Genomic DNA, 12,051 nt, shown 5'->3' on the forward strand with positions numbered 1-12,051 from the left:
GTCTAAAGCGCGGCGGTCTGCCACAGCCGAACCTTGAGGCCGCCATGCGCTATCGGGGCGCTTTTGGGCAGCCAAGGCAGGCGCGTGGCCTGAGCGAGGCTTTCGTCCGATGTCACCATACCGACCCGCCAGCCCGCGAATGCATCGCGCATTTTGTCACCAAAGGCACCATAGAGCGCGAAGAGGTCCTTTTTCTTGCCCACGCGCGCGCCATATGGCGGGTTGACGATGACAAGGCCGGGAGGCCCGTCGGGGCGTTCAATGCCGGACACCGGAACCGGTGCAAAGCTACAGATATCCCCAACGCCCGCGCGCTCGGCATTCTGTGTTGCCATGCCAATAACGTTCACATTCCGGTCGGACCCGAAGAACCTGTATGGTGTCTCGGTGACCTCGACTTTTTTCATTAATTCAAAGGCCTGCGCGTCAAATCCAACCAGCCGCTCAAAGGTGAATGTGCGCGCGCGACCCGGCAATAGCCCCCGCGCCATTTCGGCAGCTTCAATCGGGAAAGTGCCAGACCCGCACATCGGATCGAGCACCGGCTCCTGACCGTTATACCCGCAGGCGCGCAGCAAAAGTGCAGCCATGGTTTCGCGCATCGGCGCCTTGCCGACCGCCTCTTTGAACCCGCGTTTGTGCAAAGGCACGCCGGAAGTATCGAGTGAGACAATGACATTATTGTCGTCGATGCGAACTTTCACGACCGTCTCTGCGTCAGAGGAAATCTCGGCACCGAGCTCTTCGGAAATCGCCCGCTCGATGCGTTCCTGCGCAGCGCCCGCGTGGTAGATTTTGGATTTCCGGTTGGTCACAACCTCAACCCGCACAGGATTCTCGGCGCTTAACCAATTGCCCCATGGAAACTGCCGCGACCGTTTATCGAGTTGTGCGAGGTGAAAGGCGAGAAATTCGCCCAGACGCACCAGAATCCGCGTCGGGCCCCGCAGGGTAAGGTTCGCACGCCAGACATCGGGCCACCCGCCCTGAAAATTGACCCCCCCACCGGTCGCAACCGGCGACGAAAAACCTGCCTGCGCCACTTCGGCACAAAGCACATCTTCCAGTCCGGGCGGACAGGCAGCAAAAATCTCGAAAACCGGGTCGCTCACGCGCGGCCGAGTTTCTTTAAACGGGCTTCGCGAAGCCGCGCGAAATCGTCGCCGGCGTGATAAGAGGACCGCGTCAGAGGCGTGGCCGACACCATGAGGAACCCTTTGCCATAGGCGGTTTTCTCATAGGCCTTGAATTCATCGGGAGTCACAAAACGATCCACGCGATGGTGTTTGGACGTTGGCTGCAAATATTGCCCGATGGTCAGAAAATCGATATCGGCGGCGCGCATGTCGTCCATGACCTGATGCACGGACTGGCGATCTTCGCCGAGGCCGACCATGAGGCCCGACTTGGTGAACATCGACGGATCGATTTCCTTGACCCGCTGCAACAGGCGCAGGGAATGGAAATACCGCGCGCCCGGACGCACCGTGGGATAAAGGCCCGGCACGGTTTCGAGATTGTGGTTAAACACATCGGGGCGCGCTGCGACCACGGTTTCGAGCACGCTATCGTCGCACTTCAAAAAGTCCGGTGTGAGAATTTCAATAGTGGTTTCGGGGCTGCGCTTGCGGATGGCGCGAATGGTCATGGCAAAATGCTCTGCCCCGCCATCTTCCAAATCATCGCGATCAACCGATGTAATGACCACGTGTTTCAGGCCCAGTTTGGCTACCGCATCCGCGACTCGCCCCGGCTCGAAGACATCGAGCACATCCGGACGCCCCGTCGCGACGTTACAAAATGTGCAGCCGCGCGTACAAATATCGCCCATGATCATCATGGTGGCGTGGCCCTGGCTCCAACATTCGCCCGCGTTCGGACACCCCGCCTCTTCGCAAACAGTCACCAGTTTATGCTCGCGCATAATGGCATGGGTTTTTCGGTACCCATCCGACGTCGGTGCTTTCACCCGGATCCAGTCCGGCTTTTTGGGCTGGGCGTTATCGGGACGATGCGCCTTTTCAGGGTGGCGCTGGTCGGGGATCTTGAGATCGCGCATGCGGGGGCTTCCTCTTCCTTTGTTCCAGCATATAAGCCCCGCAGAAGCGGATGTCTCGAAAAAACACTGCAATAGCCTGTGCATATCCGCCCTGATCCCGGTGCAGAGCTCCATAAGGAAAGGCCCCCGATCACGTAGATCAGGGGCCATCCAGAAGCGAGCGGGAGACCTCGCCAAACCGTCGCGCCAGACGGTTATCCTATCAAATTGGAGTATCCTGCATCGTCGTAGTGGCGTTTGAGACGCTGCAAAGCGATCCGCAGAACGATTTTGCCGGACCGCGCCGACCAGCCCATGCGTTGCTCGGCCTGCTCCATTCCTTCGAGGTAACAGCAGCAGCGCAGAGCAACATCGGCCAATCCCGGCCCAAGATCGTCAAGCGCGGAGGCCACACGGGCCTGCGCGGCCTCTGGACCGAACCCTTTTGCGTCACCGGAAAACGTGCCGCGCGCGGTGCCGGTCAGGAAGCGTTCCCAGTTCTGCGTAACGCGCGGCCCCATCTGGGCCAGCTCAAAATCCTCGCGCAGGCGCTCTGCAGCAGCCACGAGTTCAGGCGAGAGAAACATCGTCCCGTCCTTGTCACGGCGGCGCGACAAAACCTGAACGGGGCTTTCGGCTGCATTATACCGCAGCCGCCTTGCGCCCTCATCGCCGCCAACCGGCTCTACGCGGGAGACGACCTCGGATTCCGCGTCGTAAAACCGCGCCGGTGCCTCTGCAAAACCGCCCTGTGTGGTTTCATCCGCTGCCAAAAACCGTTTAAGCGCCGCCCGACCCGCCGCAGTGATCGTATATCGTGTGATTTTTCCTTTGGCTTTCGCGCTAATCCATTCTTTTAGCGCCATTGCCTGTGCCACAGGGCGATCCAGCACCGCCGTGCGAGTTGTGCGCCCATCGGGCAAATCGCGAACCACAACGGCCTTTTCCATATCCTGCGCAACGGCAAGACAGGCACCAGGCTCGCTCAGGCGGCGCAAGATCCGGCGGGCTTCGCGTTCGACGGTCACATCGTCAAGGGGTTCATGCGCAAGAAAAAGGCTATCGTCAGTCATTGGCAGTGTTTCCTTTCGGGCTTCGTCTCCTACCGCCGCGGGTGTCCCGATCGCGACGCGGCTGAGGACCGACAGGGCCTCATCAATCAATGGATCGTCGCGCTTCTGTTCGATCCGGCGAACCTGTCGCATGACCGTTGAAGGCGCACAGCCGCTCTTTCGGGCGAGGGCGCGGATGGTTTGGCCGCTTTCGGTATGTGCGATGTAACGCTTGGCTTCCTGTGGCACCCAGTTGGGCAGATCTTCGCCAAGACCCACTTGGCTTTTTGCAGTTTCAAACATGTCTTCCCCAGATTTTGTCGTTTCAATTGTTTCCGTTTGCTCAACTATTGATCCGGTCGTTTTCTCGCGATTTTTTTCATCCACAGGTTATTAAGCCCTTGTCCACACGTTTATCCCGAATCGTTAACAACTTTGGGTTGCATGTCTTACTTGTCGGTTAACTGTTTCCCGTCTGAGCACAGTGTGTTTCCAAAAGATAAACACTGAAAAACACTACCGTTCGCATTTCGGAAACAATGCGCAACACACCTTTAGGTTGTGCAAGGCTTCGATCACGCCATGGGACTCACCGGATTTACGCACACAGATTCCACCCACGGCCGATGACCAACGGGACACTCTAGAGGACTAGAAAATGACTGATATCTTCGCTCTGCTCGCCGGCCTTCGCCGCCCACGTCTTTTGATCCGCGCTGCTCGCTTTGGGGTCAACGATTACAACCGCAGCCGCGACCTGCGTCGCCTGACCGGTTCACGCGCGCAGTTGAACCCGAGCACCGCCGTCACGACACTTATCGAAGAAGAAGCGCGCATTGACGCGGTGCGCCGCACAGGCGACGCCTCTTATAATGTGACGCGACATGTTGAACTTTTGATCGCACTCATGGGCGAAGCCCGTCTGTTGACCAAAATACCTCAGGCAGCCTGAGAGACACCCTTAGAGCAGGCCAGAAACTCAAATCTGGCTTGCCTCGCGCGCGCGTGCGCAATAAAGCCGGATCATGACCCAACACTCCCATGACCGCCTCCTCATCATCGACTTCGGCAGCCAAGTCACGCAGCTCATCGCGCGGCGCTTGCGCGAGTTGAACGTTTACTGCGAAATCCACCCCTATCAAAACGTCACCGACGCCTCGATCAGAGAGTTCGCGCCCAAAGCGATCATCTTTTCCGGTGGGCCAGATTCGGTGATGCGTGAAGGCAGCCCGAGACCGCCAAAAGCGGCCTATGAACTCGGCGTGCCGATCCTCGGCATCTGCTACGGGCAGCAGGTGATGATGAAGGACCTTGGTGGACGGGTGGAAGCGGGCGAACACGCCACGGCAGAATTCGGCCGTGCCTATGTCACACCGACCGGCACGCATCCTGATTTTCTCACCGGTTGGTTCATGGATGGCACAGGGCGCGAACAGGTCTGGATGTCTCACGGGGATCACGTCGCAGAAATTGCGCCGGGCTTTGAGGTCTACGGCACCTCGCCGGGCGCGCCGTTTGCGATCACCGCCGACCTCAAACGCAACTTTTTCGCGGTCCAGTTCCACCCCGAAGTTCACCACACCCCCAATGGCAAATCGATCTACGAGAACTTCGTGCGTCTTGCCGGGTTCACCGGCGATTGGACGATGGGCGCATACCGCGAAGAAATGATCGCGGCGATCCGTGAACAGGTCGGCGACAAACAGGTCATCTGCGCCCTCTCCGGCGGCGTCGATAGTTCTGTCACGGGTATCCTTTTGCACGAAGCAATCGGCGACCAGTTGACCTGCGTGTTTGTGGACCACGGGCTGCTCCGCCTCGGCGAGGCCGAACAGGTCGTCGCCATGTTCCGCGAAAACTACAACCTGAACCTTATTCACGCAGATGAAAGCGATCTGTTTCTGGGAGAACTGGAAGGCGTCTCCGATCCTGAAACCAAACGCAAAATCATCGGTAAGCTCTTTATCGACGTGTTCCAGAAATACGCCGACGGTATCGAGGGTGCCGAATTCCTAGCTCAGGGCACACTTTACCCTGACGTGATCGAGAGCGTTTCCTTCTCCGGCGGGCCGAGCGTCACCATCAAATCGCACCACAATGTTGGCGGCTTGCCCGAAAAGATGGGTCTGAAACTGGTCGAGCCGTTGCGCGGATTGTTCAAAGACGAGGTGCGCGCACTGGGTCACGAACTGGGCCTGCCCGCCTCCTTCATTGGTCGCCACCCCTTCCCCGGCCCCGGCCTCGCCATCCGTTGCCCCGGCGAAATCACACGTGAAAAGCTCGACATTCTGCGCAAAGCCGATGCGGTCTATATCGACCAAATCCGCAAACACGGCCTCTACGACGACATCTGGCAGGCCTTCGCGGCAATTCTGCCGATGCGGACGGTCGGGGTGATGGGCGACGGGCGCACCTACGACTATGCTCTGGCGCTGCGCGCCGTGGTCTCGGTCGATGGCATGACTGCGGATTACTATCCCTTTACCCATGAGTTCCTGTCGGAAACCTCGACCCGTATCATCAACGAAGTGAAGGGCGTGAACCGCGTGTTCTACGATTGCACCTCCAAGCCGCCCGGAACAATCGAACTTGAATGAGCTCATCGCAAAAACGGGCCGTGTTAGCCTGACGGGCCAGTTCAAATGCCCGCCAGCAGAGGTCCCGTTTATTCGCAAGGCGCTCGAGCGCCATATCGTATTGACCCGCCAAGAGCCCGGTTGCCTGCACTTTGATGTTTCCGAGGACGCCGAAACCGTCGGCCTGTTCCACGTAACCGAGCTTTTCGTGGACGGGGCCGCATTTGAACATCACGGGACCCGAACGCGCGAAAGCCAATGGTGGAAAGCCTCGGGCCATCTTCCCCGCGCGTTCACGGTCAAACAGCTATGACCGCCCCAGCGTCGCAACCGATCAAGGCCGCGCTGTGGATGATGGGGGCCGTGTTCGGTTTTTCCTCCATGGCAGTCGCGGGTCGCCAGCTCTCGCTCGGCCTTGATACCTTTGAAATCATGACCTACCGCTCGCTGATCGGGATTGTCACCGTCACAGGCCTCGCATTGGTGACGGGTCGGGTCGGCGAAATTCAAGCCCGCGCTCTGCCCCTGCATTTTGGCCGCAACATCGCACATTTCGCCGGTCAAAACCTGTGGCTCTTCGCCCTTACGCTCATCCCGCTGGCACAGCTCTTTGCGCTGGAATTCTCCTACCCTATTCTCGTCGCCCTCGGCGCTGCGATTTTCCTCGGCGAACGCCTTACTCCAACGCGTGTTGTCACGGCGATTGTGGGGTTTGCGGGCATTCTTATCGTTGCGCGCCCGTTTGAGGCGGGTGGTCTATCGCTCGGCATCCTTGCCGCTATGGCCTGTGCGGTCGGTTTTGCGGGATCGGCCCTCTTCACCAAAAAGCTCACCCGAACCTCCGGCGTCACGATTACCCAGATCATGTTCTGGCTCTCGGCAATGCAGTTGGTATTTGGTCTGATCTGTTCGGGCATTGACGGCGACATCGCATGGATGACTTGGGCGCAGTTCCCATGGGTTTGCGTGATCTCGCTGGCCGGCTTGGCGGCGCATTTCTCCCTGACCACGGCGCTATCCCTCGCGCCTGCGTCGATCGTGACGCCCGTCGACTTCTTGCGCCTGCCGCTCATCGCGGTGATCGGAATGGCCCTCTACAATGAACCATTGGAGCTTGCGGTTTTTGTCGGGGCCGCGATTATCTTCGGGGCCAACTACGCAAATATCCTATCGGAATCAAGGCGCTCCAAAGCGACATAAATGTTGCGTTAACCTTGAACAGATAAGAGAGTCAAAATCGTGAAGTCGCGTGACGTTGCGTTAGAATTGCGCCAAATTTCGCCGCTCGCTACCGTGATTGACACAAATAGCGCGGAATAGCGCAGACAAATTACTATAGGCGAGTAACGATACCCCACTCGTGCTCGATCAGGGATGGAGACCTATGAAAAACACGACTTTACTGGCCGCGGCAATCGCGGTCGGCGCCACAGGCGCACACGCTGGCGGCATGGACCGTTCAGGCCAATCTATCGCAGCGATTTTTGAATCCGGTGAACACGTCGAGCTGAGCTTTGGCTACGTGTCCCCTTCTGTGTCCGGCACAATCGCGGGCGGCGCCGTATCTTCGGGCAACATGGCAAAGAGCTATGCCCAGATCGCAGGCGCCTATAAGCGCGACCTGGATGACAAACTGTCCATGGCAATCATTGTTGACACCCCGTTCGCTGCCTCTGTTGACTATGGCAATGCTGACGCGCTTTACCCGTTCAATGGTTCTACGGCTTCGGTCGACAGCCTCGCGGTGACTGCCGTATTGCGCTACAAGCTGAACGACAGGATGTCTGTCCATGGCGGTATGCGCCTTCTGAAATCCTCCGGCGAAGTGGCGATTCCGTTGTTCGCCTACACGATGGAAACGACCAACGAGACCGATTTTGGCTATCTCGTCGGTGCGGCATATGAGATTCCTGAAATCGCATTGCGGGCATCGCTGACTTATAACTCTGCAATCGACATCAATTTCACAACCACTGAAGGCGGCGTTTTCGAAAGCCCAATGCCGGTGACAATGCCGCAGTCGGTGAACCTCGATTTCCAGACCGGTATCGCAGCAGACACTTTGCTCATGTTCTCCGCGCGTTGGGCCGAATGGACGAAAACGACGATTTCGCCCACCAACTTCCCCGACCTCGTGACGCATGACAACGACACTATCTCCTACACTCTCGGTGTTGGACGTCGTTTCAACGAAAAATGGTCGGGTTCGCTTACCGCTGGGTATGAAAAAGCATTCGGTGGAACGACAGGCAACCTGTCGCCGCGCGATGGCTACACCTCGCTCACAGCGGGCGTAAAATACCAGCTGAACGAACAGACGGCCATTTCCGGTGGCGCAAGCTACGTTTGGGTTGGCGATGCGACAACATCCACGATTGGTGCCGATTTCTCTGGCAACCACGCAATCGGCGTTGGATTGAAACTTTCGCATAAGTTCTAAGTCGACCAAATAACGGGGATCTCATGTCCCCTGGAAACCCCGCTTGCGCGCCAAGCGGGGTTTTTTGTTCACCATTCTTGATGTGCCATTGAACAAGAAACGGTTTGTCGGCGGGCTCCCGTTGCGCCCATAACGGGCGCCTAACAGGAGACGCCCATATGCCCCCTCAAAAAGCACTCAATGCCGCAGCCTGGACCGGGCTGGCTCTCATGGGGCTCATGTGGGGCGGCTCTTTTTTGGCCATCGAACTGATGCTGCGACAGATCCCTGTGGAAACGCTGGTGGCGTTGCGGGTCACGGGCGGTGCGCTGGCGCTATGGGCCTATGTGCTCGTCATGGGCCTGCCAGTGCCGCGAACTGTCGGGCCATGGATCGCCTTTTTGCTGATTGGCGGCATCAACGTGGCCATGCCCTTCGGGTTGATCACATGGGGCCAACAGCACATCACCTCCGGCCTCGCGGGCATCCTCAACGCCACGACCGCGATCCTCGGCCCCTTGGTTGCAACGCTCGCCTTTGCGGACGAACGGCTGGGCGCGCGCAAGGCGGCGGGCGTAACTTTGGGCTTTTTGGGTGTCGCGACCATCATCGGGCTGGAAGCCCTGCACAGTTTTGACATGCGCTCTGCGGGCCAGATGGCACTGATCGGCGCTTCGATGTGCTATGCCATCGGTGCAGCTCTGGCGCGCGTTCACCTCACCGACATGCGGCTAGAGGTATCGGCGGCAGGCATGATTGCGGGAGCCGCCGTTTGGATGGTGCCGGTCGCGCTATGGCGAAATGGGCTACCGGATTTCACGGTTTTCACGCCGACAACATGGGGCGCATGGGCCTATATCTCTGTCTTTTCCACCGCGCTTGCCTATCTCATCCTGTTTCGGGTCATCAAATCCGCAGGCTCGGGCAACGCCACGCTCGTCACCCTTTTCGTGGCGCCTGTTTCGGTTGTCCTCGGTGCCTTGGTGCTCGGCGAAACGCTGCGCATCAACGCCTATTTCGGTTTTGCCCTCATTGCAGCGGGGCTTTTGGTCATCGACGGGCGGCTTCTGCGCCTCTTCGCCCCCGCCCCCAAGGCGTAAACCCCTTGGCATTTGCACCCTGTCATGGCACCCAGTGAGACAATCACGGGGGCGAAACACGGGGACCGGATGAAATACGAAACGGGCAAAGACTGGCGCGACTGTGCCGCAAAGCGGGTCATCCTGTTCGGCATGTCCGGATTGGGCAAAACGCACGTGAGCCAGATGATGCGCGCGACGGGCGAATGGTATCACTATTCAGTCGATTATCGCATCGGCACGCGTTACCTCGGTGAAGCCATCGACGACAACCTCAAACGCGTCGCCATGCGCGAGCCGTTTCTGCGCGAACAGTTGATGACGGACTCGATCTTTATCAAATCCAACATCACGTTTAGCAACCTTGCGCCCGTGTCCTATTATCTCGGCAAACCGGGCGCGCGCGACAAAGGCGGGCTCGCGCTGGAGGAATACAGACGACGCCAGGCACAGTTCAGGCACGCCGAAGAACAGGCCCTCCTTGATACCGGCACCTTCATCGACCGCGCCTCACATCTCTATGGCTATCCGCATTTCGTCTGCGACACGGGCGGGTCCTTTTGCGAATGGGTCGACCCCGAAAACCCAGAAGATCCGATCCTGCAGGCGCTGAGCAAAGATGCCCTCCTGGTCTGGATCAAAGGGTCCCCATCCCACACCGCCGAACTCATCCGCCGGTTCGACCGTGCGCCCAAACCGATGGCCTATCAGCCCGAGTTCCTGTCACAGACGTGGTCGCAATATCTCAACGACATGAACGTCGATGCCGAGGCTGTCGATCCCGACGCGTTCATCCGCTACGCCTATAGTCGCGCGCTGGCCCATCGCCAACCGCGCTATGAGGCCATTGCAGGCAACTGGGGCGTCACCGTCACAGCCGAAGACGTCGCCACCGCCACAACACCGGAAGCCTTTGTAGACCTGATTGGCGCGGCGCTTGATATTCGCGGCGCGTCGACTTAGGTAATCTTCCCTGTTCAGAAAGTCCGTATCCGATGCCTATCACCCTCCCCGAAGACCTGCCCGCCTACGACGTCCTCTCTGCAGAGGGCGTGATGGTCATCAGCGAAGGGCGCGCGGCGCATCAGGATATCCGCCCGCTGCGGATTGGCCTTTTGAATCTGATGCCACGGAAAATCCAGACGGAGAACCAGTTCGCCCGTTTGATCGGCGCGACGCCCCTACAGATCGAATTCCATCTCATCCGGATGAGCGAACACCAGACCAAAAACACCGCGGCCGAGCATATGGAGCAATTCTATCGACCGTTCAGCGACGTTGTGGCCACGGGCGAGAAATTCGACGGCCTCCTGATCACCGGCGCGCCCATCGAACACCTTCCTTTCGAAGACGTGACCTATTGGGAAGAACTCACCCGTGTCTTTGACTGGACCCAGACCCATGTGCACTCCACCTTCGGCGTGTGCTGGGGCGGGATGGCGATGATCAACTATTTCCACGGCATCAAGAAATATGCGCTCGACCAAAAGGCATTCGGTTGCTTCCGGCATGCCAACCTCGCCCCGTCTTCCCCGTATCTTCGCGGGTTCTCGGACGACTGCGTGATGCCGGTCAGCCGATGGACCGAGGTCCGTTTGAGCGAAATCGAAGCCTCCGGTTCTCTGGTCCCGCTGCTGGGGTCCGATGAGGTCGGCCCTGCCTTGGTGCAAGACCCCGATCACCGCGCGCTCTATATTTTCAACCATCTCGAATATGACACCGGCACCCAGCACGAAGAATTGGTCCGTGACCGCGAGGCGGGAAAGCCGATCCAACTGCCGGTCCACTATTATCCCGACAACAATCCCGATCTACGCCCCGTGAACCGCTGGCGCAGCCACGCGCATTTGCTCTACGGCAACTGGATCAACGAGATATACCAAACCACCCACTTCGATCTGGCCCGGATTGGTGAGTAAGAGTGGCGCGATGTTCCTGATCCTCGTCCTTTTTGCCGTAGTCACCGTCGCACTGGCACTCTGGCGCGGGTATCAGGCCGAGGTGCGAAATCCGACAGATGGCCCCGTCATTCAGGGCGTTCACATCCGCTCCTTCGGGGATCCCGACGCCCCGCCCGTGGTCCTGATCCACGGGGCGTCGGGGACGACATATGACATGACATTTCGCTTGGCGCCGATGCTTGCGCAGGAGTTTCGCGTTCATGTCGTCGACCGTCCGGGGTTCGGCCATTCGCAATCTATCGCGGATGAGAGCCTGTCTGGACAGGCCGACGCCCTGCGCCGCGCCGTGAGCGAAATTGATCCGCGCGCACCGATTGTGTTGGGACAATCCTATGGTGGCTCGGTGGCGCTGTCATGGGCGCTGGATGCGCCCGAAAGCGTTGCAGCCCTCGTCTTGGCAGCTGCACCCAGTCAGGTGTGGAAGGGCGGCCCGTCGCGACTAAACCGCCTCCTGTCCGCGCGCGGCATTGGCCACATCGCCAGCTGGCTCATCGCCGCCTACGTGCCGCGCAGCTATATCGATCGCCAGATCGGCGATATATTCGCCCCCCAACCCGCTCCCGATGGATATACCGACAGTCTCGCCGCAGGCCTATCCATCCGCCCGTCCACCCATCGTCTGAACGCACGCCAACGGATTGCGCTCAAATCCCAAATCGCCGCGATGGTTCAACACTACCCAGATATCGACATACCCGTGGAAAGCATCCATGGCGATGCGGACGTGATTGTGCCGCTCGACATTCATGCGCGCCCTTTGGCAAGCCAAATTGCAGGCAACAACCTCGACGTCCTCGAAGGCATCGGGCACATGCCCCATCACGTCGCTCCCGAGGCTCTGTTAGAGGCGACGCGACGTTCTGCCCGCCGCGCCGGATTGCTTTAACCCCCCAGACGCCCCATATTGTTAAAAGCATTAACAAGCA

The 12,051-nt window shown here is 58.9% G+C and carries 12 protein-coding genes; 9 read left to right on the plus strand and 3 right to left on the minus strand.

What is annotated here, in order from left to right; all coding sequences use genetic code 11:
- Positions 1–2: 2 nt before the first annotated feature.
- The 3 genes from ABD815_RS14430 to ABD815_RS14440 all read right to left on the minus strand — a co-directional run bounded on the left by ABD815_RS14430 (position 3) and on the right by ABD815_RS14440 (position 3,393).
- A complete protein-coding gene (locus ABD815_RS14430) occupies positions 3–1,112 on the minus strand; it encodes a THUMP domain-containing class I SAM-dependent RNA methyltransferase (RefSeq protein WP_344848240.1) in 1,110 nt (369 codons plus the stop codon).
- Positions 1,109–2,059 (minus strand): lipoyl synthase, encoded by a 951-nt coding sequence (gene lipA / locus ABD815_RS14435; RefSeq protein WP_344848242.1) that lies wholly within the window; start codon positions 2,057–2,059, stop codon positions 1,109–1,111. Before lipA ends, ABD815_RS14430 begins: the two co-directional genes overlap by 4 nt.
- Positions 2,060–2,253: 194 nt before the next feature.
- The gene (locus tag ABD815_RS14440) at positions 2,254–3,393 is read right to left on the minus strand and encodes a DUF6456 domain-containing protein (RefSeq protein ID WP_344848244.1); all 1,140 of its coding nucleotides are present in this window, start codon (positions 3,391–3,393) and stop codon (positions 2,254–2,256) included.
- 355 nt (positions 3,394–3,748) lie between these two features.
- Here ABD815_RS14440 and ABD815_RS14445 point away from each other — a divergent pair, with 355 nt between their 5' ends.
- The 9 genes from ABD815_RS14445 to ABD815_RS14485 all read left to right on the plus strand — a co-directional run bounded on the left by ABD815_RS14445 (position 3,749) and on the right by ABD815_RS14485 (position 12,011).
- The gene (locus ABD815_RS14445; RefSeq protein ID WP_344848245.1) at positions 3,749–4,042 is read left to right on the plus strand and encodes a DUF6477 family protein; all 294 of its coding nucleotides are present in this window, start codon (positions 3,749–3,751) and stop codon (positions 4,040–4,042) included.
- Between the two features lie 73 nt (positions 4,043–4,115).
- A complete protein-coding gene (gene guaA, locus ABD815_RS14450) occupies positions 4,116–5,687 on the plus strand; it encodes a glutamine-hydrolyzing GMP synthase (RefSeq protein ID WP_344848247.1) in 1,572 nt (523 codons plus the stop codon).
- Positions 5,680–5,979: a putative quinol monooxygenase gene (locus tag ABD815_RS14455; RefSeq protein ID WP_344848250.1), complete on the plus strand. Its 300-nt coding sequence runs from the start codon at positions 5,680–5,682 to the stop codon at positions 5,977–5,979. The genes guaA and ABD815_RS14455 overlap by 8 nt, the downstream gene beginning before the upstream one ends.
- Positions 5,976–6,866 (plus strand): DMT family transporter, encoded by an 891-nt coding sequence (locus tag ABD815_RS14460; protein ID WP_344848253.1) that lies wholly within the window; start codon positions 5,976–5,978, stop codon positions 6,864–6,866. Before ABD815_RS14455 ends, ABD815_RS14460 begins: the two co-directional genes overlap by 4 nt.
- Positions 6,867–7,050: 184 nt before the next feature.
- On the plus strand, positions 7,051–8,106 hold the full coding sequence (locus ABD815_RS14465) for an OmpP1/FadL family transporter (protein ID WP_344848256.1): 1,056 nt from the start codon (positions 7,051–7,053) through the stop codon (positions 8,104–8,106).
- 158 nt (positions 8,107–8,264) lie between these two features.
- A complete protein-coding gene (locus tag ABD815_RS14470) occupies positions 8,265–9,185 on the plus strand; it encodes a DMT family transporter (protein ID WP_344848259.1) in 921 nt (306 codons plus the stop codon).
- 69 nt (positions 9,186–9,254) lie between these two features.
- The gene (locus ABD815_RS14475; protein WP_344848261.1) at positions 9,255–10,127 is read left to right on the plus strand and encodes an ATPase; all 873 of its coding nucleotides are present in this window, start codon (positions 9,255–9,257) and stop codon (positions 10,125–10,127) included.
- Between the two features lie 32 nt (positions 10,128–10,159).
- Positions 10,160–11,083 carry a homoserine O-succinyltransferase gene (locus ABD815_RS14480; RefSeq protein WP_344848264.1) on the plus strand — a complete coding sequence of 308 codons (924 nt, stop codon included), beginning with the start codon at positions 10,160–10,162 and terminating at the stop codon, positions 11,081–11,083.
- Between the two features lie 10 nt (positions 11,084–11,093).
- Positions 11,094–12,011: an alpha/beta fold hydrolase gene (locus ABD815_RS14485; protein WP_344848267.1), complete on the plus strand. Its 918-nt coding sequence runs from the start codon at positions 11,094–11,096 to the stop codon at positions 12,009–12,011.
- The last annotated feature ends 40 nt before the right edge of the window (positions 12,012–12,051 follow it).

This window comes from Celeribacter arenosi, assembly GCF_039539485.1.
Taxonomy (GTDB): domain Bacteria; phylum Pseudomonadota; class Alphaproteobacteria; order Rhodobacterales; family Rhodobacteraceae; genus Celeribacter; species Celeribacter arenosi.